The following is a 25481-nucleotide window of genomic DNA, read 5'->3' on the forward strand; positions in this document are numbered from 1 at the left end:
GCCGATCGATGGCGCGACGCTCCGGATCGGGATCCAGGTCAGAACCTGTAAGTAAGATTGCCCTTGAAGGCGTGATCGCGTGCGCCGGAGGCGAGGACGCCGGCGTAGCCGGCGCCGACGGTGAAAGACGTGCCGACCTTGAGGTCGAAGCCGGCCTCGACGACGACGGCGTTGCGGGCGATGGGCACACCCTCGACGCCGAACGACGTACCGCCGGCGAAGGCGAGCCGCGCCGCCGGCGTGACGTCGCCGAAGGCGTGGCGCCAGCCCAAGGTGCCGCGCAGGGTCAGGGTCTTGTTGTCCTCGTTCCACACCTGTGCGGCGGCGCGGATGCCCAAGGTAGAGAAGAGGTTGCTGTCGGCGCCGCCGCGAGCGTGCAGGGCGGCGATGCCGCCGCGTTCGCCGAAGCGGTTGGTGCTGAGATGGACCCACGCGAGATTGGCAAACGGCTCCAGCGCGACGTCGCCGAGTGCGAGCGTATAGCCGACATCGCCGAAGAGCTGCGTGGTGCGGGCCTTGTAGTCGGCGCGTGCGGCGTCGGCGAGGCCAGGGAAGGTGATGGAGCGGCTGCTGTCGATACTGTGCCAGGTATGCGACGCACCGAGGCGCACGCCGACGGGTCCGAACTGTGCACCGCCATAGAGGGCGAGGTGGTAGCTGTCGATGGTAGCGCGCGAGGATCGGCCATCGACGTCGACGGTGCTGCGGCTGTAGCCGGTGGCGAGACCGATGGTCCAGGTGTCGGCGATCCTGGTGTCGGCTCCGATGGAGAAGCCGCCCGCGGAGCGCTTGGCGCTGGCGGCATTGCCGTCACCTGAAGTGCGGGCGATGGCACCGAAGCCCTGGAACCAGGCGGTGATGGTGGTGCCGTCCTGCGGGCGCTGGCGCTGGTCGGTGGCCTGCGCCAGCGCGGCGAACTGCGGTGCTGCCGTGGTATCACTGCCTGAGCGGCGCGTGCGCGTGACGATTGCATCGCGCAGGTAGTGGCTGTCCTCGATCAGGGCGCTCCTGGTCGAAGCGTGGATCTCGCCGGAGAGCGCGTTGAACGCCTGCTGCGCCGCCGCGGTATCGGGCAGGCTGGCGATGGTGTCGTAGAGGGGAGTGCCGGCGCCCAGGGTCTCGGCGCTGTTGGCGACGGCGCACTGGTTGGCAGAGCCGGCCAGGCTGCAGAACGTCACCGCGTTGCGCGTGACGAGCAGGGAGACGGTGTTGAGATCGTAGGTCAGTGCCAGGTCGATGAAAGGCAGGCTCTCGACCAGGTTGGCGAAGGTGCCGGTAACGCCGGCATCGGCCGTGAGGATGGTATAGCGCCGGCCGCCGGTGTAGCTGCCGATGGCCTTGATGACAGGCACGGTGCCGCCGCTCAATGTGGCGGTACCGGTGGCATGCAGGCGATCGCTGGTGCCTGAAGGTTCAATCTCGACTTCGTAGGTCGACCCGGGCGCAAAGCTGACATTGCCGGCAACGTTGAGCGTGCCGATGGAGTTGCCGGGCGCCACCGTGCCGCCACTGCCCGCGATGACGCCGCCCACGGTGCCGGTGCCGGCCAAGGTGCCGCCGGTGACGGTGACGATGGAACGCGCGATGGCGCCGTTGACGACCAGGCGGCCGTTCTCGACCGTCGTCGGACCACTGTAGGGGCTGGCGCCGGTCAGGATGGTCGTGCCGCTGCCGACCTGACGCAGGCCGCCGGTGCCGGACACGATGTTGCCGAAAGTGACGGTGTCCGATCGGTTGAACGCCAATGTGCCGCTGTTGGCGATGCTGCCCGTGAAGGCGCCACCATCGCCCAGCTGCAACGTACCGCCATTGATGATGGTGCCGCCGGTGTAGGTGTTGGCGCCGGTGAGTGTCAGGGTGCCGGTGCCTGATTTGACCACACCGCCGTCGCCGCCGATGGCGCCGGCAAAGGTCGTGTCGGTGCTCGAGACCACCGTCAGCGTGTTGGTGCCCAAGCTCACCGTCGATCCGGCGACGCCGCCCAGGTTCTGCACTGTCTGATGGCCACCCGGCGCGATGTCGAGCGTTGCGCCTGCCGCACGCAGCGTGACGGCGCTGCTGGACGTGATCGAGCCGCCGGCGCCGATCTGCAAGGTGCCGGCATTGATGATGGTGTCGCCCGTATAGCTGTTGCTACCCAGCAGGGTCCACGTGCCGGTGCCGGTCTTGATCACGCCGCCGCTGCCGGTGATCGTGCCGGCGAACGCGGCGTCGGCGGCCGCGCCTGTCGTGAGCGTGTTGGCACCCAGCGCCACGATGGCGCCGGCGGCACCAGCCAGGGTCTGGAGCGTCTGGTCGCCACCGCCCGCGATGTCGAGCGTACCGCCGGCGCTCACGGAGACGAGGCTGCTGCGGGCGATCGAGTCGCCGGCGCCCAGCGCCAGGGTTCCGGCGGTGATGCTGGTGGTGCCGGTGTAGGTGTTGGCGCCGGCGAGCGTCAGCGTGCCGCTGCCGGTCTTGTCCAGGCCACTGCTGCCGGCAATCGTGCCGGCGAAGGTGGTGTCGGTGCTGGAGGCCACGGTGAGGTTGCGGCCCAGCACGACAGTGGAGCCGGTGACACCGGCGAGGTTCTGCACGACCTGGTCGCCGGCGTCGGCCGCGATCTCGAGCGTGGCGCCGGCGGCGCTCAGCGTGACCGCGCTGCTTGACGCGATGGAGCCGCCGGGGCCGATGCGCAGGGTGCCGGCACTGACGGTGGTGGCGCCGGTGTAGGTGTTGGCGCCCGCCAGCACCAGGGTGCCGGCACCGCTCTTTGCCAGGCCGCCGACGCCGGTGAGGCTCTGGACCAGCGTGAATGTCGCGGCCGCGTCCACGATGTTGAAGCCGCCGCCGTTGACACCCCAGTTGATCGTGCGGGCGGTGCTCGTGAAACCCGTTCCCGTAATCCTGAGCGTACCGCCGTCGACATTCAGCGCCCCGGCCGGCGCGCCGAGGTTGCTGTCGGACGACACCGACAATTCACCCTGCCGCAGTCGCCAGGCGGTCGTCACCGTCGTGGTGCCGGTCAATTCCCAGATCGACGCACCGGTCTTCTCGAACACGGAGAAACCGGTGTATTGCGTGCCGATCCGCGAGACGTCGAACGTCGCGTCAGCCGTGCCGCCGAGCGTGAGGGTTGAACCGGCGTTGGCGCGCACGCGCCCGATGATGTTCGACCCGGCCTGGAGTTCAAGGCGATTGCTGCCGGCCGTGAAGCGAATGGCGGAGCCGCCGACACCACCCTGAATCGTGCCGCTGTTGATGATCGTCAGGTTTTGGCCAGTGACGCCATCGCCGGCATTGCCGGCAAAGGCGCCCGCGCCGCCGTCGCCACCTGTGATGGCGCCGCTGTTGATGAGCGTACCGCCGGCCGTGATGGTGACGCCGTGGCCGGCGTTGCCACCGCCGAAGCTGTCATCGCTGTCGCCGCCGCCGTTACCACCTCTGAGCGTGCCGCTGTTGATGAGCGTCCCGCCGGCGGCGATGGTAGCGCCGTGGCCGGCGTTGCCGCCAAAAACGCCAACGCCACCGTCGCCGCCCCTGATAGCGCCATTGTTGATGAGCGTACCGCTCGCCGCCACGGTGGCGCCGATGCCGCCGGCGCTGGCGCTGGACTGCGGGCTGTTGCCGCCCGCGCCGCCCGTGATCGTTGCGTTGTTCGTCAGCGTGCTTCCGGCGGAAATCACCACGCCGACGCCGCCACGGCCTGGGGACGAAAGGCTGAGCCCCACCACATCGCCGCCGGCGCCGCCGGTGACCGCCGCATTGACCGTGACGCTGGCACCGGCATTGAGCCAGAGCCCGATACCGCCTGACCCGCCACCGCCTTCGCCTCCGTTGAGACCGGGAAGGCCGCCGTTTCCGCCGCGTCCGCCGGTGGCGGCGACATCGAGTGTTCCGAGCGCGCCTGTTCCGGTCAGCGCCGCGCCGTAACCGCCGGCGCCGCCACCGCCGCCGTCGAGGTTGCGGCTGCCGCCCGTGCCGCCGGTACCCCCGGCGCCGCCGGTCGCGGCCGTGGTCGGCGGCGCCACACCGACGAATCCATGGGCACCGCCACCACCGCCGCCGCCGCCGCTCCCCAGGATGTTGTTCACGTCATCGGACGGCAGTCCTGGTGCACCATCCTGGCCGGCGGCGCCCGGTGTCTGGCCGCCCTGTCCACCGGCTGCGTTGCCGACGCCGCCGAGGCCGGTACCGCCGTTGCCGCCGACCGTTCCGGCACCACCGCCACCCGGGCCGAACCCCGGCCGCAACGGATCCTCGCCATTGCCGCCGGGACCCTGAACACTGTCAGTGCCGCCCCTGCCACCGAAACTGCTGGAGTTGCCACCGCCATCGGCGTGTGCCGGCGGCAAACCCGCGGCGGCGACGACCAGCGCCAACGCGACGGTCGTGCGATGGCAGCTCGGCATCAGGATCGGTCGCGGATTCTTGTTGTGCGGCCTCGACATTTCGCCCCCCAACGCGGCTCTTCGCTCGCCGAGTGCCAATGACAGCGTGTCGATTTTTCTGGATCAATCGAGAATTGGTCCATGTCCCACCACTATCGAAGCAGAGTGGTGGCGCTCACTGCCCAAACGGGCGCGCTCTATTCCATATTCATTGGAGGTAGAATGATTTGATGCTGAATAATACCGGCGCCGATCGCATGTTGCTTGTGGCCGCCGAGTATCTTCGGCGAACCCGTTTCCTTTCAGGAACTGAACCGCTCAGCCGCGCGCCGGCCAATCTTCCATGAGCTGGGGGTGCAGCTTGCTGATGGCCGGAAACTGCGCGGCGCTGCGGATCGCGCCGGCGTTCGGCGCGACTTCGGCTTGCATGGAATGCATCGCGGGATCGGACTTCGACCATCCGGGCTGCGCGGGCTCGTTGACGATCTTCTCGAGCCCGTGTGTCTCGCAGAACCGGTGCGCCATCTGGCACCAGATCTGGCGCACGATGGCCGGGATGTTACCCACGGCGATCTGGGAGTACTCGAAAACGGGATGCGAGTACCGTTCGATGGCTGCGGTTTCGAACACCAGTCGGTCGTCATCGTAGCCGAAATTGCGCCCGGAATCGAAGCGGAACGAACGCCGGCCGGCCAGGAAATGGTGCTGGTTGATGTTGATGGCGAAATCGGCGACGGCATCCGGTGCGCCCGCGGCGCGCAGGGGCGCGCGGATCGTCTTGTCGTCCTCGTCTTCGTATTCGCGCTTGAGGGTCTGCACGGTGAAGCCGTTGGCGCTCGACTGGATGATGCCGACCGAGTCGGTATGAATGTCGGGCGCCATCCAGTCGCGCAGACGTTGCGGCACGGGCACCGGGATGAAGAAGGCGGGAAACTTCGGAACAGGCACGGCGAATGGCCTGATGCGCATGACCGCGCGGAACTTCAGCGTGTTGCGACCGTTCCACGGGCCATCGCCGGGCCTGACCGCGGCGAGGTTCGGCGGCATGTACTGCGGCATGTTCGCGGCAAGATGGGTGCCGATGTGGGCTACCGATCCCCGGTTGGTGGGGACGCGTGCGCAGATGCGAAATCGGTTCATGTGCACGCTGCCACAGCCCTTGTACATCGGCAGGGGCGAGTAGGCCGCCTTCGGCGGATCCTTGAGTACCAAAGGCATGGGCTTGTACGCACCGTTCATGATCCGCCTCCCGTCGATCGACGACAGCGACACGCGCCCGATCACACTATTGATGCGTGATGCTGCCGGCGTCACCCGACCGGGTGATCCGGTGCGAATTGAATGGGCGATCTATCCGCAGCGGATCCGTGTTGTGATCGGCTGCTCGGCTGTCGACCCCATGGCGGAAATTGACATCGCGATTCGGTTTCCCCGAAACTTGCGGCGCGGCCTGAACAGCGGAGCTCGCGCCGTCGCGTGCGTTCGACCAGCCGAATCAGGTTCCAGCGGCGGCAGTTCATCGACCAGAGGTTGGCGGAAGGGGCCAGATCATATGAGCGAGCTGGTCATTTGGACCTACGATTGGGTGCCCGAGGGCGTCCGTGGTTTTGTGCGCGATGTAAGGCTCAGGTGGGCGTGCGAGGAAGCGGGGCTTGCCTATTCAGTGCGAACAGTCCCCTTCGATGGACGGGAGACCAACCACCTGTCGCGCCAGCCCTTCGGCCAGGTTCCATTCCTGAGTGATGGCGAACTGGACATGTTCGAGAGCGGTGCCGGGCTGCTGCATTTGGCTCGCAAGAACGAAAAGCTGATGCCGCGTGATCCGGCTGGAGAAGCGCAAACGGTTCAATGGATGATCGCCGCACTCAACTCGATCGAGATGGTGGCCGTTCCCTGGTGGTTCCTCGAAGTATCCGGCGTGGCGGACAACCGTCTGGCCGACTGGATGGGAAGCCGCCTCGATCAGCTCGAGACCGTTGTGAGCGAGCGTGAATGGCTGGCAGCCGATCGCTTCACCGCCGCGGATCTGCTGATGGCCGATGTGCTGCGCGTCTCGAAAGTCCGCGCTTTCGGTGAACGGCCCGCGACCGAGGCCTATGTGACCCGTGTGATCGATCGACCCGCGTTCAAGAAGGCGCGCGCCGATCAACTGGCCCATTTCGCGGCAGCCGATGCGAGCCGATCGGCCACTGGCTAGACTAAGAGCGAGTCACGCTGGACGCAGGTCACCCGTCATCCTGAGCGCAGCGAAGGATCCTGCGGCGTCGGTGTCAACACTGCGGGATCTGATGATCACCAGTGCCGCCACTCTTTGAGCGACGCCCCGCAGAGTCCTTCGCTCCGCTCAGGACGACCACATACATCGACACCCTGTCCCATGGACTAAGATCGCGATCGATACACGCCTGGCGCCGCAGCGCTCAAGGGAGTTGCGCGGTGGCCTTGCCAAGCAATCCCCACACTTCGGTGCTCAACGGCATGACGGTGGGAAAGACACCGTGACTGGGAAGCATGTCGCGGTAAGAAGCATAGAAGTCCTTGCCGCAATTCACGAAGTCGCTGGCCGAGCCGGTAGGATCGGTGAACCCCACTTGAATCAGTTTCTTCAAGTCAAGGCCGAGAAACAGCTTACAACGCGTGTTGGTATAGCGATGGGAGTTGTCGGCATACCACTGGGCCACGTAGATGCTTGCCGTGACGGTGCCATCGACCACTTTGGCAATGTCCACGCCACTCCACTGGAACGGCATCACGAATTTGCCGTCCTTGTTCGTCGTGGCCTTGGGATAACCGAGCAGATTGCCGCCGGTATCGGCGCTCGTTCCAGTGGCAATCTGAGCTGATCCGTCACCGAAGATGAAATTCAACGTAAGTTCGGCTCCTGGCACTCCGCTGCCTCCCGCCGTAACCACGCCAAAAATGATCCCCGTATTGGTGGCCATGAGCAAACCCCTCCCTGGATCCAGCCGCAGCAATCGCATCATGGTTTGCCCGCGATGGTGGCGGCATCGTCCATTCGGATGAGATGGCTCGAAAGCATAGGGATTCAGCAGTTCGCCGATCCAGCAAGCTCCCGAAACGAGATCGATCGTAAGGTCCGTGATGGGGGTATCCGCGGCTCAGGCTTGCAGAAACGCGACGCGGCCTCACCGGCTTTCAGTTACCGGCATTATAGTATCCGCTATCATCGAAAAGTGAGTCGCTGCCTGCCGTCATCCCGAGCGTAGCGAGGGATCCTGTGCTTTCGACTCCGGGCTCCGACGCCGTTCACTTTGCACGGGCCGCAGTGCGCGGCTGCCAAAATGTTTAGTTTTGTTCCGCTTGTTTCGGAAAAGAGAACAATATATATCGCGCATAGTAAGCATTCCCGCCGCCGGGGCAGGCCCTCCGTCATCGTAGGGCCGACGGGCGTTGCCGGCACCACCGAAGTCGTTGCCTCGGTTGCGACGGCAGATCGCCGGCCGGGCGTTTAAGCGGCAGGGCCGTCGCCGGGCTCCACGCACGGGCGTGTCGCGGGTTGCTGTCGTCAAGCAACATCACAACCACAGTCATCGGGTGGCGCCATGAGCGCGCGTGATTTTGCGTCCCTGACGCATGCCAACCACGGCAAACCTCTGCGGTGGTGGCGCTATACCGACGCCTTCGCCGTCGCCGATCTGCACCATCACCAAGGCCGCACGATCGGCGCGGTGGCGGTGAACAACGGCACGAGCTGCTACTGGCACGAACCGCTGCCGCCCTGGCCGCTCTACCGCGTACCGGCATTGCAGGCGCGTCGCGATGCACCGGTGCTGGTGGTCGAGAGTGAAGCCGCCGCCGAAGCCGCCGGCGCGCTGTTCGCCGATCATGTCTGCGTCACGTGGCCCGGCGGCAGCAACGCCGTGGACAAAGCCGACCTTGCGCCGTTGCGCGGTCGCGCCGTGGTCCTGTGGCCCGACCACGATGGCGCCGGCGTCACGGCCATGGAGCGCCTGCAGGTGCGCCTGCGCGGTATCGCGTGCACGGTGGCCCTGGTCGTGGTGCCGCGCGGATGGCCCGACCGGTGGACTCTCGCGCACACGCTACCGGCCGGTGTCACGGTCGAGACCTTGCGTGGCCTGCTGCGCGAGGCCAGCCGCGCACCGGACAACCCGGGTGTCGTGGAGGCGCCCTGCACCTTGAGGCCTGCCGCTGATGACAACCCACGACCTCAGGGTGAGGTTGGCGCCCTATGCGATAGCCCTGTAGGCGCCGCGGATGATCACGATCCGGAAGCCGTCGAGAAAACCCCCGAGGCGCTTTCTTCCGAGGACGATGTGCCGGTGCAGATGAACGCCATCGCGGCGCCTGCCGTTGTATCCGACTGGCCCGCACCGGACTTCGCCATGCTGGACGACGATCCTGTCGGCGATCTGCCGGCATTTCCCGTCGATGTGCTGCCGCCGTTCTGGCGGCACTGGAGCCGAGGCGCCGCGCGCGAGGCCAATGCGCCCGTCGACCTGGTGGCGCTGTCGCTGCTGACCACCGCGGCCGGCCTGATCGGCGGCGCGCGGCGCATCGCGCCGGTGCCGTCGTGGTCGGAGCCGTGCGTGCTGTGGACGGCGTTGGTCGGTGCGCCGGCCTGCGGCAAGACGGCGGCGCTGGAAACGTCGCTGCGCCTGGTGCGCGCGCTCGATCGTGACTTGGCCGACGTCAATGCCGCGCAGCAGCGGCGCCACGTTACGGCACGGGCGGTGGCGCGCGCCGAGGAATGGTGGTGGCGCGACGGTGTGCGCGGTGCGGTGGCCAACCGTCGCGCCGCGCCCGAGATCCCGGCGATCGCGCAGGAGACGGAAGCGTTCGCACCGCGCCGGTTGATCGCCGACGATCCGGCGCTCGGCGCCATGTGCGCTGCGCTGCGCGGCAATCCGCGTGGCGTCCTGCTGGTGCGCGATCCGTTGGCCGACTGGCTGAACGACAACGCGCGCGGTGCCGACAATTCCTTCTGGCAGGCGTCGTGGTCGGGGAATGCTTGCAGTATCGCGGCCCGGCGCGCTTGCGTGGTCAGCCTCGACTGTACCGCAGTGTCGATCCTGGGGACGATCCGGCCCGAAGCGATCACGGCGGCGCTGGCCCGCCGTGACGCCGATGCTGCCGCGCGCCTGCTGTTTGCGTGGCCGCCGCGTGCGGCGTTCGAGCCGCTGCCCGACATGATGGCCGTGGATGACCAGATGGCTCTGGCGGCGTTGGGCGCTCTGCGCGATCTGCCGGAAGCCGTCCGTGTGCTGCCCCTGACGCCCGATGCACGGATGGCGTTCGACCGCTTCCGGCGCCGTCATCACGATCAGGCCGGCAGGCTCGAGGGCTGCGAGGCCGACTGGTGGAGCCGGGGAGCGGGCAGCGTGCTACGCTTGGCGGGCGTGCTGATGTTCCTCGCCTGGTCGCAGGAGAGGATCATGCCGGAGCCCACGCAGGTGGCGTTGTGGGCGATGCGGGCCGCCATCGGCTTGTGGCTGGAGTACCTGTGGCCGCACGCGCGTGGCGTCTTTCAGCTCGCTGGCGGCAGTGTGCAGGAGCGACAGGCCCGGCGTGCCTTGCGCTGGCTGCAGCACCACGGCAAGGCCGAGGTGTCCCGGACCGAACTGCGGCGCAGCGCCCTGGGGCGTACGTGCGATGCGGCAGAGACCGGCCGGGTCGCCGAGGCGCTGGTGATGGGCGGCTGGCTGCGCCCCGTCTCGGCGATCACGCGCGGCCGTCCGCCCGTGCGCTGGACCGTCAACGACGCCCTGCACGCAACCCGCGGTCTCTGATCCGGGCTTTCTGGCCGTAACTGGCCGCATTCTGCCGGCGGCTGGCCGTGCTGGGGAACGTCGTCCAAGGCCCTGAAATCAAACCCCAAACCGACTTTCTGGCCGTATCTGCCCTTTCTGCCAGGCTCTTCTCTCCCCGCTCGCGCGGGGCGGGGGGACCAAAAAACAAAAGCGCCGCTCCGGTGTCCCGGAACGGCGCTTTGGAAAGCAGGTGCTGTCGCGTCAGGCGGCTTCGCTCAGCGCGACGCCCTTTTCCTTGAACAGCTGGTGCAGTTCGCCGGTGCTGTACATCTCGCGCACGATGTCACAGCCGCCGATGAACTCGCCCTTCACGTAGAGCTGCGGGATCGTCGGCCACTCGCTGTAGGCCTTGATGCCGTCGCGGATCTCGGGATCGACCAGCACGTTGATGCCCTTGAACTGCACGCCCATGTGGTCGAGCACCTCGACCGTGGCGGCCGAGAAGCCGCATTGCGGGAAGACCGGCGTGCCCTTCATGAAGAGCACGACGTCGTTCTGTGTGACTTCGTCCCGGATGCGGGTGGCGACGTCGCTCATGTCTGTCTCCTGGCTCGAGGCCCCGCCGGGGCCATCCTTTGGGAGGGATGTTACGCGTTCAGCGCGGCGGCGCCAAGGTGGTCAGTTTCAGGGCGTGCAGCTCGCCGCCCATGCGCCCCTTGAGGGCGGCGTAGACCATCTGGTGCTGCGCCACCCGCGATTTGCCGGCAAAAGCAGCCGACACGACGGTGGCGGCATAGTGATCGCCATCGCCGGCCAAGTCCTCGATCTGGACCTCGGCGTCCGGCAGGCTCTCCCGGATCAGCTGGGCGATGTCCTCGGCGGCCATCGGCATGGCAGGCTAGCTCCGCGCTTCCATATAGGCCGGCAACCAGGATTCGTGGGTCCGGCGCAGGTCCGCCACGGATATGGCGAGCAGGCCCTCGACTGTCAACGCAGCGCCGCCGCTGGTGCCGAGCCGGGTCACCGGCACACCGGCCGCCGCCGCGTCCTTCAGGACAGCGTCGACCGCGGCGGGGCGCACCGCCATGACGTAGCGGGCCTGATCCTCGCCGAACAGCAGGGCGTGGGCAGGGGCGGCGGCATTGCGCGGCAGGCTCACCGTCGCGCCGGTGCCGCCTGCCATCGCCATCTCGGCCAGGGCCAGCGCCAGGCCGCCGTCGGAGAGGTCGTGGCAGGCCGCGAGCCGGCCGGCGCCGATCTGGGCGCGCACGAAGTCGCCGTTGCGCTTCTCGACCGCCAGGTCGACCGGCGGCGGCGGGCCGTCCTCGCGGCCCAGGACGTCGCGCAGGTAGATCGACTGGCCGAGGTGGCCCCGGGTTTCGCCGACCAGGATCAGCGCCAGGCCGTCCTCGCGCAGGGCGATGTCGACGCAGGCGGTGACGTCCTTCATCACGCCGACGCCGCCGATCACCGGCGTGGGCAGGATGCCGCGGCCCTGGGTCTCGTTGTAGAGGGAGACGTTGCCCGACACGATCGGGAAGGCGAGCGCCGTGCAGGCCTCGGCCATGCCCATGGTGCAACCGGCGAACTGGCCCATGATCTCGGGCTTCTGCGGGTTGCCGAAGTTCATGTTGTCGGTGCAGGCGAGCGGCGTGGCGCCCACCGCGGTCAGGTTGCGCCAGGCCTCGGCCACGGCCTGGCGGCCGCCGGTCTCGGGATGCGCCTGGCAATAGCGCGGCGTGCAGTCCGACGTGATCGCCAGCGCCTTGCCGTTGCCGTCGGGCACGCGCACCACGGCGGCATCGCCGCCCGGGCGGATCGCCGTGTTGCCCATGATCAGGTGGTCGTACTGGCGCCACACCCAGGCCTTGCTGCACTGGTCGGGCGAGCCCACGAGCTGCAGCAGGGCGGCGGCGTAGTCCTTCGGGGCCGCGATGCCGGCGGCATCGAGCGCCGGCGGCAGGGGCGTTGCCGTCCACGGCCGCTCGTAGACCGGCGCCTCGGTGACGACGGGCGGGATCGGGATGTTGGCGACGACGTCACCGTGCCAGCGCAGCACCATGCGCCGCGTGTCGGTGAGATGGCCGATCACCGCGAAGTCGAGCTCCCACTTCTCGAAGATGCGGCGCGCCTGGTCCTCGCGGCCGGGCTTGAGCACCATGAGCATGCGCTCCTGGCTCTCCGACAGCATCAGCTCGTAGGGATTCATGCCGGTCTCGCGCATCGGCACCTTGTCGAGCGCGATCTCCAGGCCCAGCTCGCCTTTGTCGGCCATCTCGAAGGACGACGAGGTGAGGCCGGCGGCGCCCATGTCCTGGATGGCGACGATGGCGTCGGTGGCCATCAGCTCCAGGCAGGCCTCCAGCAGCAGCTTCTCGACGAACGGGTCGCCCACCTGCACGGTCGGCCGCTTGCTTTCGCTGTCCTCGGTGAACTCGGTCGACGCCATGGTGGCGCCGTGGATACCGTCGCGGCCGGTCTTGGAGCCGACATAGACCACCGGGTTCCCCAGCCCCGCGGCGGCGGCATAGAAGATGCGGTCGGTGCGCGCGATGCCCACGGTCATGGCGTTGACCAGGCAGTTCTCGTTGTAGGCGCGATGGAAGCTGGTCTCGCCGGCCACCGTGGGAATGCCCATGCAGTTGCCGTAGCCGCCGATGCCAGCCACGACGCCGCCCACTAGGTGCCGTGTCTTGGGATGCGTCGGATCGCCGAAGCGCAGCGCGTTCACGTTGGCGATCGGGCGCGCCCCCATGGTGAAGACGTCGCGCATGATGCCGCCGACGCCGGTGGCGGCGCCCTGGTAAGGCTCGATGTAGGACGGGTGGTTGTGGCTCTCCATCTTGAAGATGGCGGCCTGGCCGTCGCCGATATCGATGACGCCGGCGTTCTCGCCCGGGCCCTGGATCACCCACGGCGCCTCGGTCGGCAGCTTCTTCAGCCACACCTTGGAGGACTTGTAGGAGCAGTGCTCGCTCCACATCGCCGAGAAGATGCCGAGCTCCACCATGGTGGGCTCGCGCCCCATGATGCGCAGCAGCCGTTCGTATTCGTCCGGCGCCAGCCCATGCTCGGCCACGATCTGCGGCGTGATCGCCGGCTCATTGGGCAGCTTGACGGGCGGATTCTGTTCCCAGGCGGTCATCGTCTCATTCGTTCGTTCGGATTGTCATCCCGAGCGCAGCGAGGGATCTTTCCGGTGTGGCGCACAGTGCGTCATTGCCACAAGATTCCTCGCTTCGCTCGGAATGACAGTGGTTGGGAATCACACCAGCGCCGCGGCCAGCGCGTCGAACAGCGGCTTGCCGTCAGTGCCGCCGAACAGCGCCTCGGTGGCGTTCTCCGGATGCGGCATCATCCCCAGCACGGTCTTGGTGTCGTTGAAGACGCCGGCGATGTTGCGGATCGAGCCGTTGGGATTGCCGGCGGCGACGTCGCCCGCGTCGTTGCAGTAGCGGAAGGCGACCTGGCCGCGATCCTCCAGCCGCTTGAGCGTGTCGTCGTCGGCGAAGTAGTTGCCCTCGGCATGGGCGACCGGGACCTTGATGATCTGGCCGGCCTGGTAATGGTTGGTGAACAGGCTCTGGCTGGTCTCGACCTTCAGGTTCACATCGCCGCAGACGAACTGCAGGTGGGCGTTGCGCAGCAGGGCGCCGGGCACCAGGCCGATCTCGGCGATGACCTGGAAGCCGTTGCACACCGCCAGCACCGGCACGCCCTTCTCGGCGCGCGCCTTGACCTCGCGCATGATCGGCGAGTGCGCCGCCATGGCGCCGCAACGCAGGTAGTCGCCGTAGGAGAAGCCGCCGGGCACCACGATCAGGTCGACCTTGGGCAGGTCGCTGTCGCCGTGCCACACCATGTGCGGGCGGGTGCCGGAACTGCGCTCGATGGCGCCGGCGATGTCGTTTTCGCGATTGGTGCCGGGGAAGACGAGGACGGCGGATTTCATGGCGCGGCCTCCGGTGTCATGAGGGAAGGGTCAGCCGACCAGCTCGATCCGGTAGTTTTCGATCACCGTGTTGGCGAGCAGCCTGCGGCACATGTCGTCGAGCCGGCTCTTGGCCCGCTCGGCATCGGTTTCGCTGAGCTCCAGTTCGATGAACTTGCCCTGGCGGACGTCGCCGACCTCGGGAAAGCCCAGCCGGTGCAAGGCGTTGCCGATCGCCTTGCCCTGCGGGTCGAGCACCCCGGTCTTGAGGGTGACGTGGATGCGCGCTTTCATCGGGGACTCCGGGCCTTGTTGATTGTACCGCTACTGCACCGTCACGGGGCCGCGGTGATCGCCGGCGCCGGGGTCGAGCAGGATGCCCAGACGCCGGGCAACCTCCTGGTAGGCCTCCTCGACCTTGCCGAGATCGCGACGGAAGCGGTCCTTGTCCATCTTCTCGTTGGTCTTGAGGTCCCACAGGCGGCAGGAGTCGGGGCTGATCTCGTCGGCCAGCACGACGCGCACCATCTCTTCCTCGTAGAGGCGGCCGAACTCGATCTTGAAGTCGATCAGCTTGATGCCGATACCCAGGAACAGGCCGCTCAGGAAGTCGTTGACCCGCAGCGCCAGCGCCACGATGTCGTCGATGTCCTGCGGGGTGGCCCAGCCGAAGGCGGTGATGTGCTCCTCGGTGACCATCGGGTCGCCGAGCTGGTCGTTCTTGTAATAGAACTCCAGGATCGAGCGCGGCAGCGCCTGGCCCTCGGGGATGCCGAAGCGCTGGGCCAGCGAGCCGGCCGCCACGTTGCGCACCACCACTTCGAGCGGGATGATCTCGACCTGTCGCACCAGCTGCTCGCGCATGTTCAGCCGGCGGATGAAATGGGTCGGCACGCCGATCTCGTTCAGGCGCGTCATCAGGTATTCGCTGATGCGGTTGTTGATGACGCCCTTGCCGGTGATGGTGCCCTTCTTCTTGTTGTTGAAGGCGCTCGCATCGTCCTTGAAATATTGCACGATGGTTCCGGGTTCCGGCCCCTCGTACAGGATCTTGGCCTTGCCCTCGTAGATGCGGCGTCGGCGGCTGCTCATATCGATCTCCGGGGGCGCATATGCGCCCGGTACCCGGGGCGAGGCCGGCCCCAGGCAAGCGGGGTTCTAGCAGGGGGGTCCGTTGCGGCGCAATAAGCGCCGCCGTACCCATTCTGGGGACAGCCAAAGTGCGGAAATAATTGGTTTTTCACGAAAATGACATGTGCGTCATATTGATTGCCCTCGGGGTGTACGATAGGTTGGCGGCCAAAGCGGGCTGGATTGCACACCCCTGAGGTGTGTCTGGAGGAACGTCATGGCAAGCGAGCAGATCACCTACGACGCCGCCTACGACACCGTGGCGCCGGACGATTTCCCGGCCATGATGGCGGTGCCGCGCTACGGCCGCCGCTCGGATGCGTTCGACACCATCATCTCCCAGACCCACGATCATTTCTGGGATCCGCTGGACAAGGCCTACATCGACTTCAGCGCTCCGTTCGACATCGATCGCCAGCTCATCATGCCCGAGGACCAGACGCTCGAGCTGCAATGCGCCGTGATCGACAAGGTGCCGGCCGACCAGCGGATCCGCTTCGCCAACGACCTGACGCACTTTTCCCTCTCGAGCATTCTCCATGGCGAGCAGGGGGCGTTGTCGCTGTCGGCCAGCCTCTGCCACATCCTGCTCGATCCGGGCGCGCAGGAGTACGCCGCCAACCAGGCGCGCGAGGAGGCCCGTCACGTCACCGGCTTCACCAAGTATGTCGCCGCCCGCTGGGGCGAGCCGCTGCCGGTCGGCCCGACCTTGGGTAATCTGCTGACCGAGCTGGTGACGGCGCACGAGGTCTACAAGAAGATCGTCGGCATGCAAATGCTGGTCGAGGGCCTGGCGATGGGCGCTTTCGCCACCATCAACGCCAAGACCAACGATCCCACCCTGCGCCGGCTGATCCAGCTGGTGATGAGCGACGAGGCCTTCCATCATCGCTTCGGTCGCATCTGGGCGCAGAAGACGATCAAGCACCTGACCAAGGAAGAGCACCGCAAGGTCGAGGACTGGACGGCGCAGTGCTTCCAGGTGCTGCTGTTCAACCTGATCAATGCCGAGCAGAAGCAGCTCGTCTACCGCAAGTACAACATCGACTGGCAGTGGGCGCGCGATGCCCTGAAAGAAGCCTTCACCGACGACGACCGGCGTACGCGCATGCAGGACAACACCAACATCTTCCGCGTGCTGATCAAGACCCTGCTGCATGCCGGCATCATCACCGACCGCACCAAGCCGTTGTACTCGGTGTGGGTCGACATGAAGGAACTCGCCACCGAGAGCGAGGAGATGCCGGGCGACGTCGTGGCCGAGGAGATGATGGTGACCCTGCGCGAGATCAACGCCAAGCGCCGCCGTATCGTCAGCAAGGATATCGCCCAGCCTGCCGTCGCTGCCGAGTGATTTAGGATCCGGTGCGCCGCAGCCGCACGGCGGTGATGGCGGCGGCCAGCAGGCAGACGATGCCGATCAGGCCGCCGACGGCGGCCACGATCCAGTAGTGATCGAATGCCGACGAGGTGTTCTGGCTGAAGACACGGATACGCCCGGTCAGCCCCACGTTGTGTGTACGATAGGCTTCCCGCACCGGTCCGGGCAGCGTCTTGGCCTCGACGACGGCGCGCTGCAGGGTCATCAGGAACGGCGGCTGGTGAGGTGCCAGGGAGACCATGCGGCCGCCTTCGGGCGGTATGTAGGCGTTCTGGTTGGTCTTGAGGAAATAGGTCAGCGGCTCGCCACGCTGCCATTGCGGCGACGTCAGCGGCACGTAGACGTAGTTGCGCTTGGCGCCGCGCGTCTCGGTCTCGAAGCCCAGCATCAGGTCGGGGCGCGCGATGCCGATGATGGTGTACTGGTCGGCCTTCGGCGGGCTTTTCATCTCCCTGAGGTCGAAGGTGGCGACCACAGGAACCTGGCTTGCTTTGCGATAGCCCAGGACACCGGCGCCGGCGGCGATGATCACCGCCAGCACGCCGATTGCCAGGACCAACTTCAGGCCGCGGCGCGGATCGGCCAGGGCCGCCAGCGCCGCGGGATTGTTGTAATGCAGCCGTCCCGCCAGCCACAGTCCGGGCAATGCCAGCGCGATCGCGGGCAGCAGCGCCGTCAGGAACACGCGGTAGGCGCCGAAGGTGGCGATCTGCCACTCGGCCAGCACGCGGTAGAGACCGGCATAGGCGTACCAGCCATAGGCGATGTAGGCGACGACGGCGATGCACCACGACCAGGCGATGATGCGCAGCAGCGGGACGGGAAGCGGAGATGCCATGCGCCCTCTCACTCTGTCGCGATCGGCTTCAGAATTGATAGCGTCGCAGACCGCCGTCAACGGGAATGAGCGTGCCGGTGATGTAGCCCGCGCGCGGCGAGGCGAGGAAGCACACCAGGTCGGCGATGTCCTGCGGCTCGCCGTAGCGGGCCATCGGGATCTCGTGTTCGGCCTGCCACTGCCGGTACTCGGGCGTGTAGTTGCGCAGGATCTGCTCGCTGTGGATCCGGCCCGGCGGGATGCAGTTCACCGTGATGCCGTGCTTGCCGACCTCGCGCGACAGGCCCTTGGCCCACGAGTGCATGGCCGCCTTGGCGCAGAAGGCGCCATTGATGCCGTCGGGCTCCGACTTGCCGGTGATGTTGATGATGCGCCCCCATTGGCGAGCGATCATCTGGTCGATCAGCAGGTCGGCGATCTGGCGCTGGCGGATGAAGTTCAGGGTCAGCGCCTCCATCCACTGCGGCTCGGGCGTGTGCAGCTTGAAGGCGCGACTGCCACCGGCGTTGTTGACCAGGATGTCGACATGACCCAGCGCCTCGAGCGCGGCGGCCGTGATGGTAGCGGGCGCCTCCTCGCGCATCAGGTCGCACTCGATGATCGCCGGCTTGATGCCGCCGGTCGCGGCGATCTCCTGCGCCAGCGCCTCGAGCTTGTCGCGCCGCCGTGCCGTGATCGCCAGCCGCACGCCTTCGCCGGCCAGGGCCTTGGCGATGCCCAGACCGATGCCGGCGCTGGTGCCCGTGACCAGCGCCGTCTTGTCCTTCAGTTGCAGGTCCATACTCTTCCTCGTCAGCTACCCCGCTGCGGCACGATGCAGAAACCCTGGGCTTCGACATGCAGCGGCACATTGAACTTGCTGCGGAAGTTCTCCAACGCGACGGCCGCCGTCAACTCCACGATCTGCGCCTCGTCGAAGTGCAGCCTGAGCTGGTCGAACAGGGCATCATCGACACGCTGGCCGGTGATGGTCATGCGTTCGGCATACTCCAGCGCCACGCGCTCGGCGGCGCTGTACAACGTGCTGGCGCGCCAATCGGCAACCTGCCGCATCTTGGCTTCGCCTTCCTCGCCTTGCATCACACGTGATGCATTGATGTCGATTCAGAAGGGACAGCCGTTGATGGTGGCAACGCGCAGATAGAGCAGCGCGCGCAGTTGGGCCGGCAACAGGTTCGATTTCTCGACCGCCGCGCTCAGCCGCTTGGCGGCAATCATGATCGGCGGGCAGTGCGCCATCACCTTGGTCGGGTTCAGCAGGTCGCCGAACGCTTCGCGCTCCTTGCCGAAGATTTCCTTGAGAAGCGGATCATCACCTTCCTCGGTGATCTCGCGAACACGCGGCATGCAACTCTCCTTTCACATGTGTCATTCCGAGCGTAGCGAGGAATCTTTCGCCCAGGGAGTCCCGGCAGCAGAAAAGATTCCTCGCTGCGCTCGGGATGACGTTCGCGATTACGCCGCGAACGTCACCTTGCCCTGCTGGGCGAGACCGCCGTTGGGATCGGCGATCCACGTGGTGACGGAACCATCGGACTCGGCGCGCGCATGCACCGAGAACGGCGCCCGGTCGTAGACCGGCGCCAGCGCACGACAGGAATAGCGCGCGACCTTGCGGCTGGGATTGGATCGGCGCGCCAGTTCGATCTGCAGCAGGCTCATCAGCGGGCCGTGCACCAGCAGGCCGGGATAGCCTTCGACACTGGTCACGTAGGGTTGGTCGTAGTGGATGCGGTGCGGATTGAACGTCAGCGCCGAGAAGCGGAACAGCAGCACCGGGTCGGGCTTGATCTCCTTCGACCACGTGGCGTCGGTCGGCGCCGGCCGCGGCTCCTTCTGCTTCTCGCCCGGCTTGGCGTCCTCGCGGAACACCGAGCCGCGCTCCTCGGTGATGGCAAGCCCGGACGGACCGTAGATGCGGCTTCTTTGGGTGACGATCACCATCGGCCCGGTGCTGCCGGTCTTCGGTTCGATGCTGGAGACCTCCTGCTCGCGGCGCACCTGGTCGCCGATACGCAGTGGCGTGTCATGGAAGGTGAATGTGGTCCCGGCCCACATGCGCCGTGGCAGCGGGATCGGCGGCAGGAAGCTGCCCCCCGTCGGCATGCCGTCACGGCCAAGCTTGGACTGCGCCGCGGTGTCGAGGAAGTAGAGCCAGTGCCATACCGGCGGCAGCGGGTCACCGACCTTGGGTTCGGGGTCGCCGGTATCGAAGGCGGCGATCAGCGCCTTGGGCGGAAACGGCGCGATGAAATCCTCGCTCGTGCGGCTCTGGCCGATGAAGGCGCGATAGTCGGCGGCGGCGGTATCCATGGCGTTTTCATCCCGTTGTCGTGTGGTTCCGGGGGCACTCTGCCACCCTGGCCGGCGGGCCGGCAATGGCGGGTGCTGCAGGGTGGCGCGGCGTGCATCGCATCGCTATATAAGGCACGCGGCGCTGCCGCCGCTCGATTCGACAGCCAGGAGACGCGCCGCAATGTCCACGACCTTCGACGACCGCAAGAAGGGTTTCGAGACCAAGTTCCAGAAGGACCAGGAACTGCAGTTCAAGGTCAACAACCGGCGTAACAAGCTCCTGGGCCTGTGGGCCGCGGCGCAGCTCGGCAAGTCCGGCGAGGCGGCCGACGCCTACGCCAAGGAAGTCGTGATGGCCGACTTCGACAAGCCGGGCGACGAGGACGTGCTGAACAAGGTGCTGAAGGATCTCACCGACGGCGGCCAGGCGACGGACGCCGCCGCCGTGCGCAAGCAGATGACCAAACTGCTCGACGACGCCAAAGAGCAGCTGATGAACGAGTCGAAGTAGGTTCGTTTCACATCTTCCCCCGCGCAGGCGGGGGAAGATGATGGCTTAGCCGAATACCCGCTTGAAGATCGTATCGACGTGCTGCGTGTGGTAGCGCAGGTCGAACAGGGCCACCAGTTCGTCGTCGGCCATGTGTTCGCGGATGTCCTTGTCGGCGCGGCACAGCGCCATGAACGACGCATTGCCCTTCCAGCTTTCCATGGCGTTGCGCTGCACGGCGGCGTAGGCGTCCTCGCGGCTCATGCCCTTCTGCGTCAGCATCAGCATCACGCGCTGCGAGAACACCAGCCCGCCCAGCGCGTCGAGGTTGGCCTGCATGCGCTCGGGGTAGACCACGAGGTTCTCGACCACGCCGGCCAGCCGGTTGAGCGCGAAGTCGAGCGTCACCGTGGCGTCGGGCCCGATGCCGCGCTCCACCGACGAGTGCGAGATGTCGCGCTCGTGCCACAGCGTCTGGTTCTCCAGCGCCGGCATCACGGCGCTGCGCACCAGCCGCGCCAGGCCGGTGAGATTCTCGGTCAGCACCGGGTTGCGCTTGTGCGGCATCGCCGAGCTGCCCTTCTGGCCCGGCGAGAAGAACTCCTCGGCCTCGCGCACTTCGGTGCGCTGCAAGTGGCGGATCTCGGTGGCGAGATTCTCGACGCAGCCCGCAATCACGCCCAGGGTGGCGAAGAACATCGCATGCCGGTCGCGCGGGATGATCTGCGTCGACACCGGCTCCGGCGCCAGGCCCAGCTTGGCCGCCACGCGCGCTTCGATCGCAGGATCGATGTTGGCGAAGGTGCCCACCGCGCCGGAGATGGCGCAGGTCGCGACGTCCTTGCGCGCGGCAGCGAGCCGCTCGCGGCAGCGCGCAAAGGCGGCATAGTGGCCGGCCAGCTTGACGCCGAACGTGGTCGGCTCGGCGTGGATGCCGTGGCTGCGGCCGATGGTCGGCGTGTTCTTGAATTCAAGGGCCCGCTTCTTCAGCGCCGCCAGCACCTTGTCGAGATCTTCCAGCAGCAGGTCGGCGGCCTGCGTGAGCTGCACGGCGAGTGTCGTATCGAGCACGTCCGACGACGTCATGCCCTGGTGCACGAAGCGCGAGTCGGGGCCCACGAAATCGGCCAGCCAGGTCAGGAAGGCGATGACGTCATGCTTGGTGACGCGCTCGATGTCGTCGATCTTGCCGACGTGTGTCGACGGATCCGCCGCCATCGCCGCCATGGCCTTCTTGCCGCCGTCGCGGATCGCGGCCGCCGCCGTCTGCGGGATAACACCCAGGTCGGCCATGGCATCGCAGGCGTGTGATTCGATCTCGAACCAGATGCGGAACCGGTTCTGCGGCTCCCAGATCGCCACCATCGGTGGGCGGCTGTAGCGGGGGATCATCCGTGTCCTCTTTATTACGGTGGTCTTTTACAGCCCTTCTGGCGGGGCCGCTATGATAAGAATCGACACCGCATCGTCCGAAAGTTCGTCCATGTCCGATCAGCGTTTGTTGCCGCTTTCCGCGTTCCCCATCGCCGATCGGCGCCAGATCCGGGGCGTATTCACCGACATCGACGAGACCGTGACCACCGACGGCAGCCTGACCGCGCAGGCCTATGCCGCCCTTGAGGCCCTGAAGCGTGCCGGGCTGCTGGTCGTGCCGGTCACCGGCCGGCCGGCCGGGTGGTGTGACCATATCGCCCGCATGTGGCCGGTCGACGCGGTCGTGGGCGAAAACGGCGCCTTCTGGATGTGGCTCGACCGCCGGGCCGGCAAGCTGTGCACGCGTTTTGTACAGTCCGACGCCGAGCGCGCCGACGGACAACGTCGCCTGCAGGCGGTGCGGGCGCAGGTGCTGCGCGAGGTGCCGGGCGCCGGCATCGCCTCGGATCAGCCCTACCGCCTGGCCGACCTCGCGGTCGACTTCTGCGAGGACGTGCCGGCGCTGCCGCGCGCGGCGGTCGACCGCATCGTGGCGATCTTCGCGGCGCACGGCGCCCAGGCCAAGATCAGCTCGATCCATGTCAACGGCTGGTTCGGCGACTACGACAAGCTCACCACCACGCGGCTGATGATGCGTGAGCTGTTCAACATCGATCTCGATGCCGAGCGGGCGCGCTATGTCTTCTCCGGCGACTCGCCCAACGATGCGCCGATGTTCGGTTATTTTCCCAATGCCACCGGCGTCGCCAACGTGCGCGACTTCGCAGATCGCATGCCGCACTTGCCGCGCTGGATCACCCAAGCGCGCTCCGGCGCCGGCTTCGCCGAACTGGCGCAGGCGCTGCTCGACGGGCGCAACGACCCGTCGTCGTGAGACCACCGCCTCTCGCGCCGACGCCGCGCGCGGTATAACGTGAGGCCGCGTCGCCGACGGGAGAGACCGATGCGCCGCCTTGCTCTTGTCCTCAGTCTTGCCGCCAGCCTTACCGCACCCGCCATGGCCACCCAGAAGGACCCAGCACTCGAGGGATTGTTCGACCGCCTGAAAACGGTCACCGATCCGCTGCAGGCGAAGCTGCTGATCCAGGCGATCTGGGAGACCTGGACGGCGTCGGGCGACTCCAGCCTCGATGCGCTGATGGCGCGCGGGCTGGGCCAGATGCAAGGGCGTGACCTCGATGGCGCCGTCGCGACCTTCACGATGCTGATCGAAAAGGCGCCTGATTTCGCCGAGGCGTGGAACAAGCGTGCCACCGCGCATTGGATGCGCGGTGATCACGAGGCCTCGGTGGCCGACATCCAGCGCACGGTGGCGCTGGAACCGCGCCACTTCGGCGCCTGGTCCGGCCTCGGCATGATCTTCGAGGAGCGCGAGCAGTACGAGCAGGCAGCCCGCGCCTTCGAGGAATGCCTCAAGCACAACCCGCATGCCGAGGGCCTGCGCGCGCATATCGAGGATCTCAAGCGCAAGGCGGCGCGGCAGAAAACGTGACGGTTGTGTAGCGCGTGGGTTAAAGTCGCGATCCTGGAGGATCGCCCGGATGCTGATCGCGCAGATTTCGGACACGCACATCAAGCCGGATGGCCAGATCGCCTATCGGCGGGTAGACACGGCTGATTTTCTCGCCAAGGCAGTGGCGCACCTGAACGCACTGCACCCGCGTCCCGACCTGGTCCTGGTGACCGGTGACCTGGTCGATGCCGGGGCGCCGATCGAGTACGCCCGTCTCAAGGCGTTGTTGGCGCCGCTGGCCATGCCGTTCTACCTGATCGTGGGCAACCACGACGCGCGCGACGCCTTGCGCGCTGCCTTCACGGAGCACCGCTACCTGCCGGCCGACGGGTTCGTGCAGTACGTGATCGAAGGCCATCCCGTGCGCCTGATCGGGCTCGACACGCTGGTGCCCGGCGAGGGGCATGGCGAGATGTGCGCGACGCGGCTGGACTGGCTCGAGGCGCGGCTGGCCGAGTCGGATCGGCCGACGATTCTGTTCATGCATCATCCGCCGTTCGAGTGCGGCATGGCCTACATGGATGGCGAGCGCCTGCGTGACGGGGCGGACCGGCTGGCGACCATCGTTCAGCGGCACCCCAACATCGAGCGTGTGCTGTGCGGTCACGTCCATCGCTCGATCCAGGTCCGCTGGGCCGGCACGATCGCCGCAACAGCGCCCAGCACGGCGCATCAGCTGACGCTCGACCTCGATCCCGCCGCGCCGCTGACGTTCAAGATGGATCCGCCCGGGGCCTTGCTGCACGCTTGGCGTCCTGGCAGCGGCCTGGTCAGTCATATCAGTTTCATCGGCGACTACGACGGGCCGCACCGGTTCCGCTAGCGCCGGAAGAGCCATCAGGGGGGAGTGGGGAGAAAATGCCGCCCAGACCAAGACGCTCCTTGCGTCGGCGGGCGCTTGTCGGTGGCGTCACGATGCTGGGGGCTGCCGCTGTCGGCGGGTGGGCGACCACGGCCGTGCAGCGGCGGATCGCCGAGCCGCATCCGCTACCCAGGCCCACGGCGTGGCCCCTGCTGGATGATGCCAGCCGACTCAATCCAACGCCGATCAAGGGCGTCGTGTTCGGCGCCGAGTCACCCGAGGCGACGGCCACGCGCTTCACGCCGTTGCTGCAGCGGATTGCCGCCGGCCAGGAGCCGGCGCTGGCGGTGAGCGGCACGCGGCATTCGATGGGTGGGCAAAGCCTGCTGCGCGATGGCTGGGTGCTGGACTCGCTGCCGATGAACGCCGTGGCGGTCGACGCCGATGGCAAGACCATGCGCGTCGGCGCCGGCACGACGTGGCAGCAGGTCATCGCCGCCCTCAATGCCCGGGGCCTGGCGCCCGCTGTCATGCAGTCGAACAACGACTTTACGGTCGGCGGCTCGATCAGCGTCAATTGCCACGGCTGGCAGACAAACAGCCCACCGATCGCAACGACGGTCCGCCGGCTGCGCGTACTGGCGGCCGACGGCACCATCGTGTCCTGCGATGCCAGCGAGAACGCCGAGTTGTTTGGGCTCGTCCTGGGCGGCTATGGGCTGTTCGGCGTCCTTCTGGAAGCCGAGCTCGCGGTCGTGCCCAACGTGGTCTACGAACCGGCCTTCACCGCGCTGCCGACACGTGAATACGCCGCGACGTTCGCCGACCTGGTCTATGCGCGCGCCTCGGTCGAGATGGCGTATGGCCGTCTGCGCGTCGACCCGGATCAATTTCTGGAACAGGCCATCATCGGCACGTACGTGCCGCAGCCGGACAGCAAGGGACGGGTGCTGCCGCTGCCCGAAATGGCAGTGGACGGCGTGGCACGAACCATCTTTCGCGGCTCGGCGGGTAGCGGTTCGGGCAAGGCCCGCCGCTGGTGGCTGGAGCGCGAGGTCGGCCCTTGGCTGGCCAAGCCCATCAGCCGTAACGTTCTGCTCAACGAGCCGGCCGCCTTGTTCGGCAACAGGACCGCCGAGACGACCGATATCCTCCACGAATATTTCGTGCCGCAGGCGCGGCTCTGGGATTTCGTGGCGCAGGTGAAGACTATCGTGCCGCGCGAGGAGGGCGACCTGTTGAATGTCACCGTCCGCGACGTGAGACGCGACAGCCGCAGCACGCTCGCCTATGCCCGTGACGACATGTTCGGGCTGGTGATGCTGTTCGTCCAGGAACGCACGGTGGTGGCCGAGGAGCGCATGCAGCGCATGACCCGCAGCCTGATCGACGCCGTCCTCGACGTTGGCGGCACGTTCTATTTGCCGTATCGACCGCACGCAACCGCCGCGCAGCTTCGGCGTGCGTATCCCGCCTGGGATGCCGCGATGGCGGCGAAACGCCGGCTCGATCCAGCCGGCGTTTTCCAGAACGAACTCTATCGGCGTTACGGCAACGCCTGAGGAGA

23 protein-coding genes are annotated in these 25481 nt (G+C 67.0%); 8 read left to right on the forward strand and 15 right to left on the reverse strand.

Going from position 1 to position 25481, the window contains the following annotated elements:
* Window positions 1-38: 38 nt before the first annotated feature.
* Together FQU96_RS43085 and FQU96_RS37095 are read right to left on the reverse strand one after the other, a co-directional pair.
* Window positions 39-4430 (reverse strand): autotransporter domain-containing protein, encoded by a 4392-nt coding sequence (locus FQU96_RS43085; protein ID WP_178131016.1) that lies wholly within the window; start codon window positions 4428-4430, stop codon window positions 39-41.
* Window positions 4431-4688: 258 nt separating this feature from the next.
* Window positions 4689-5609: a hypothetical protein gene (locus FQU96_RS37095; protein WP_146546459.1), complete on the reverse strand. Its 921-nt coding sequence runs from the start codon at window positions 5607-5609 to the stop codon at window positions 4689-4691.
* A 313-nt stretch (window positions 5610-5922) separates the two neighbouring features.
* On the opposite strand from FQU96_RS37095, the gene FQU96_RS37100 reads away from it, so the two are divergent.
* A complete protein-coding gene (locus FQU96_RS37100; RefSeq protein WP_146546524.1) occupies window positions 5923-6567 on the forward strand; it encodes a glutathione S-transferase family protein in 645 nt (214 codons plus the stop codon).
* A 223-nt stretch (window positions 6568-6790) separates the two neighbouring features.
* Here FQU96_RS37100 and FQU96_RS37105 read toward each other — a convergent pair whose 3' ends face one another.
* Window positions 6791-7312 (reverse strand): hypothetical protein, encoded by a 522-nt coding sequence (locus FQU96_RS37105; protein WP_146546460.1) that lies wholly within the window; start codon window positions 7310-7312, stop codon window positions 6791-6793.
* A 621-nt stretch (window positions 7313-7933) separates the two neighbouring features.
* Here FQU96_RS37105 and FQU96_RS37110 point away from each other — a divergent pair.
* Window positions 7934-10138, forward strand: coding sequence for a DUF3987 domain-containing protein (locus FQU96_RS37110; protein ID WP_146546461.1), 2205 nt, complete (start codon window positions 7934-7936; stop codon window positions 10136-10138).
* Between the two features lie 222 nt (window positions 10139-10360).
* On the opposite strand, the gene grxD is transcribed toward FQU96_RS37110, so the two are convergent.
* The 6 genes from grxD to purC form a co-directional block, all read right to left on the reverse strand.
* Entirely contained in the window at window positions 10361-10696 is a 336-nt protein-coding gene (gene grxD, locus FQU96_RS37115; protein ID WP_146546462.1) for a Grx4 family monothiol glutaredoxin, read from the reverse strand.
* Window positions 10697-10754: 58 nt separating this feature from the next.
* Window positions 10755-10991 carry a BolA family protein gene (locus FQU96_RS37120; protein WP_146546463.1) on the reverse strand — a complete coding sequence of 79 codons (237 nt, stop codon included), beginning with the start codon at window positions 10989-10991 and terminating at the stop codon, window positions 10755-10757.
* Window positions 10992-10997: 6 nt separating this feature from the next.
* A complete protein-coding gene (gene purL / locus FQU96_RS37125; RefSeq protein ID WP_146546464.1) occupies window positions 10998-13244 on the reverse strand; it encodes a phosphoribosylformylglycinamidine synthase subunit PurL in 2247 nt (748 codons plus the stop codon).
* A 120-nt stretch (window positions 13245-13364) separates the two neighbouring features.
* A complete protein-coding gene (gene purQ / locus FQU96_RS37130; protein WP_146546465.1) occupies window positions 13365-14051 on the reverse strand; it encodes a phosphoribosylformylglycinamidine synthase subunit PurQ in 687 nt (228 codons plus the stop codon).
* A 30-nt stretch (window positions 14052-14081) separates the two neighbouring features.
* Window positions 14082-14324 carry a phosphoribosylformylglycinamidine synthase subunit PurS gene (gene purS, locus FQU96_RS37135; protein ID WP_146546466.1) on the reverse strand — a complete coding sequence of 81 codons (243 nt, stop codon included), beginning with the start codon at window positions 14322-14324 and terminating at the stop codon, window positions 14082-14084.
* A gap of 30 nt (window positions 14325-14354) precedes the next feature.
* Window positions 14355-15122: a phosphoribosylaminoimidazolesuccinocarboxamide synthase gene (gene purC / locus FQU96_RS37140; protein WP_146546467.1), complete on the reverse strand. Its 768-nt coding sequence runs from the start codon at window positions 15120-15122 to the stop codon at window positions 14355-14357.
* A 256-nt stretch (window positions 15123-15378) separates the two neighbouring features.
* On the opposite strand from purC, the gene FQU96_RS37145 reads away from it, so the two are divergent.
* A complete protein-coding gene (locus FQU96_RS37145; RefSeq protein WP_146546468.1) occupies window positions 15379-16515 on the forward strand; it encodes a ferritin-like domain-containing protein in 1137 nt (378 codons plus the stop codon).
* Between the two features lies 1 nt (window position 16516).
* Here the strand turns inward: FQU96_RS37145 and FQU96_RS37150 are convergent, their stop codons facing one another.
* From FQU96_RS37150 to FQU96_RS37170, 5 genes are all read right to left on the reverse strand, one after another.
* A complete protein-coding gene (locus tag FQU96_RS37150) occupies window positions 16517-17380 on the reverse strand; it encodes a hypothetical protein (protein WP_146546469.1) in 864 nt (287 codons plus the stop codon).
* A 28-nt stretch (window positions 17381-17408) separates the two neighbouring features.
* Window positions 17409-18161: an SDR family NAD(P)-dependent oxidoreductase gene (locus FQU96_RS37155; RefSeq protein ID WP_146546470.1), complete on the reverse strand. Its 753-nt coding sequence runs from the start codon at window positions 18159-18161 to the stop codon at window positions 17409-17411.
* A gap of 11 nt (window positions 18162-18172) precedes the next feature.
* Window positions 18173-18433, reverse strand: coding sequence for a carboxymuconolactone decarboxylase family protein (locus FQU96_RS37160; protein ID WP_218575020.1), 261 nt, complete (start codon window positions 18431-18433; stop codon window positions 18173-18175).
* A 51-nt stretch (window positions 18434-18484) separates the two neighbouring features.
* Window positions 18485-18727: a carboxymuconolactone decarboxylase family protein gene (locus FQU96_RS37165; RefSeq protein ID WP_146546472.1), complete on the reverse strand. Its 243-nt coding sequence runs from the start codon at window positions 18725-18727 to the stop codon at window positions 18485-18487.
* A 108-nt stretch (window positions 18728-18835) separates the two neighbouring features.
* Entirely contained in the window at window positions 18836-19693 is an 858-nt protein-coding gene (locus tag FQU96_RS37170; RefSeq protein ID WP_146546473.1) for a MaoC family dehydratase N-terminal domain-containing protein, read from the reverse strand.
* 163 nt (window positions 19694-19856) lie between these two features.
* Between FQU96_RS37170 and FQU96_RS37175 the strand changes: the two genes are divergently transcribed.
* Window positions 19857-20186, forward strand: coding sequence for a DUF1476 domain-containing protein (locus FQU96_RS37175; RefSeq protein ID WP_146546474.1), 330 nt, complete (start codon window positions 19857-19859; stop codon window positions 20184-20186).
* 45 nt (window positions 20187-20231) lie between these two features.
* On the opposite strand, the gene purB is transcribed toward FQU96_RS37175, so the two are convergent.
* Complete coding sequence (purB, locus tag FQU96_RS37180; RefSeq protein ID WP_146546475.1) at window positions 20232-21557, reverse strand: adenylosuccinate lyase; 1326 nt, start codon at window positions 21555-21557, stop codon at window positions 20232-20234.
* A 91-nt stretch (window positions 21558-21648) separates the two neighbouring features.
* Between purB and FQU96_RS37185 the strand changes: the two genes are divergently transcribed.
* The 4 genes from FQU96_RS37185 (at window position 21649) to FQU96_RS37200 (ending at window position 25476) form a co-directional block, all read left to right on the forward strand.
* Window positions 21649-22473: an HAD family hydrolase gene (locus tag FQU96_RS37185; protein WP_146546476.1), complete on the forward strand. Its 825-nt coding sequence runs from the start codon at window positions 21649-21651 to the stop codon at window positions 22471-22473.
* Window positions 22474-22542: 69 nt separating this feature from the next.
* Window positions 22543-23091, forward strand: a complete 549-nt coding sequence (locus FQU96_RS37190) for a tetratricopeptide repeat protein (RefSeq protein WP_146546477.1) — start codon at window positions 22543-22545, stop codon at window positions 23089-23091.
* A 49-nt stretch (window positions 23092-23140) separates the two neighbouring features.
* Window positions 23141-23935 carry a phosphodiesterase gene (locus tag FQU96_RS37195; protein ID WP_146546478.1) on the forward strand — a complete coding sequence of 265 codons (795 nt, stop codon included), beginning with the start codon at window positions 23141-23143 and terminating at the stop codon, window positions 23933-23935.
* A gap of 92 nt (window positions 23936-24027) precedes the next feature.
* Window positions 24028-25476 (forward strand): FAD-binding oxidoreductase, encoded by a 1449-nt coding sequence (locus FQU96_RS37200; RefSeq protein ID WP_218575021.1) that lies wholly within the window; start codon window positions 24028-24030, stop codon window positions 25474-25476.
* Window positions 25477-25481 lie beyond the last annotated feature (5 nt).

The organism is Reyranella sp. CPCC 100927, from assembly GCF_007859315.1.
Taxonomy (GTDB): Bacteria; Pseudomonadota; Alphaproteobacteria; order Reyranellales; family Reyranellaceae; genus Vineibacter.

Excerpts from the sequence above, each read along its gene's own strand:
- purC (WP_146546467.1), bottom strand. The coding sequence starts at position 15,122 with ATGAGCAGCCGCCGACGCCGCATCTACGAGGGCAAGGCCAAGATCCTG.
- FQU96_RS37200 (WP_218575021.1), top strand. The coding sequence starts at position 24,028 with ATGCTGGGGGCTGCCGCTGTCGGCGGGTGGGCGACCACGGCCGTGCAG.
- FQU96_RS37150 (WP_146546469.1), bottom strand. The coding sequence starts at position 17,380 with ATGGCATCTCCGCTTCCCGTCCCGCTGCTGCGCATCATCGCCTGGTCG.
- FQU96_RS37190 (WP_146546477.1), top strand. The coding sequence starts at position 22,543 with ATGCGCCGCCTTGCTCTTGTCCTCAGTCTTGCCGCCAGCCTTACCGCA.
- purL (WP_146546464.1), bottom strand. The coding sequence starts at position 13,244 with ATGACCGCCTGGGAACAGAATCCGCCCGTCAAGCTGCCCAATGAGCCG.
- FQU96_RS37160 (WP_218575020.1), bottom strand. The coding sequence starts at position 18,433 with ATGCGGCAGGTTGCCGATTGGCGCGCCAGCACGTTGTACAGCGCCGCC.
- FQU96_RS37165 (WP_146546472.1), bottom strand. The coding sequence starts at position 18,727 with ATGCCGCGTGTTCGCGAGATCACCGAGGAAGGTGATGATCCGCTTCTC.
- FQU96_RS37155 (WP_146546470.1), bottom strand. The coding sequence starts at position 18,161 with ATGGACCTGCAACTGAAGGACAAGACGGCGCTGGTCACGGGCACCAGC.
- FQU96_RS43085 (WP_178131016.1), bottom strand. The coding sequence starts at position 4,430 with ATGTCGAGGCCGCACAACAAGAATCCGCGACCGATCCTGATGCCGAGC.
- grxD (WP_146546462.1), bottom strand. The coding sequence starts at position 10,696 with ATGAGCGACGTCGCCACCCGCATCCGGGACGAAGTCACACAGAACGAC.
- FQU96_RS37145 (WP_146546468.1), top strand. The coding sequence starts at position 15,379 with ATGGCAAGCGAGCAGATCACCTACGACGCCGCCTACGACACCGTGGCG.
- FQU96_RS37105 (WP_146546460.1), bottom strand. The coding sequence starts at position 7,312 with ATGGCCACCAATACGGGGATCATTTTTGGCGTGGTTACGGCGGGAGGC.
- FQU96_RS37195 (WP_146546478.1), top strand. The coding sequence starts at position 23,141 with ATGCTGATCGCGCAGATTTCGGACACGCACATCAAGCCGGATGGCCAG.
- purS (WP_146546466.1), bottom strand. The coding sequence starts at position 14,324 with ATGAAAGCGCGCATCCACGTCACCCTCAAGACCGGGGTGCTCGACCCG.
- FQU96_RS37095 (WP_146546459.1), bottom strand. The coding sequence starts at position 5,609 with ATGAACGGTGCGTACAAGCCCATGCCTTTGGTACTCAAGGATCCGCCG.
- FQU96_RS37175 (WP_146546474.1), top strand. The coding sequence starts at position 19,857 with ATGTCCACGACCTTCGACGACCGCAAGAAGGGTTTCGAGACCAAGTTC.
- FQU96_RS37110 (WP_146546461.1), top strand. The coding sequence starts at position 7,934 with ATGAGCGCGCGTGATTTTGCGTCCCTGACGCATGCCAACCACGGCAAA.
- FQU96_RS37120 (WP_146546463.1), bottom strand. The coding sequence starts at position 10,991 with ATGCCGATGGCCGCCGAGGACATCGCCCAGCTGATCCGGGAGAGCCTG.
- FQU96_RS37185 (WP_146546476.1), top strand. The coding sequence starts at position 21,649 with ATGTCCGATCAGCGTTTGTTGCCGCTTTCCGCGTTCCCCATCGCCGAT.
- purQ (WP_146546465.1), bottom strand. The coding sequence starts at position 14,051 with ATGAAATCCGCCGTCCTCGTCTTCCCCGGCACCAATCGCGAAAACGAC.
- FQU96_RS37170 (WP_146546473.1), bottom strand. The coding sequence starts at position 19,693 with ATGGATACCGCCGCCGCCGACTATCGCGCCTTCATCGGCCAGAGCCGC.
- FQU96_RS37100 (WP_146546524.1), top strand. The coding sequence starts at position 5,923 with ATGAGCGAGCTGGTCATTTGGACCTACGATTGGGTGCCCGAGGGCGTC.
- purB (WP_146546475.1), bottom strand. The coding sequence starts at position 21,557 with ATGATCCCCCGCTACAGCCGCCCACCGATGGTGGCGATCTGGGAGCCG.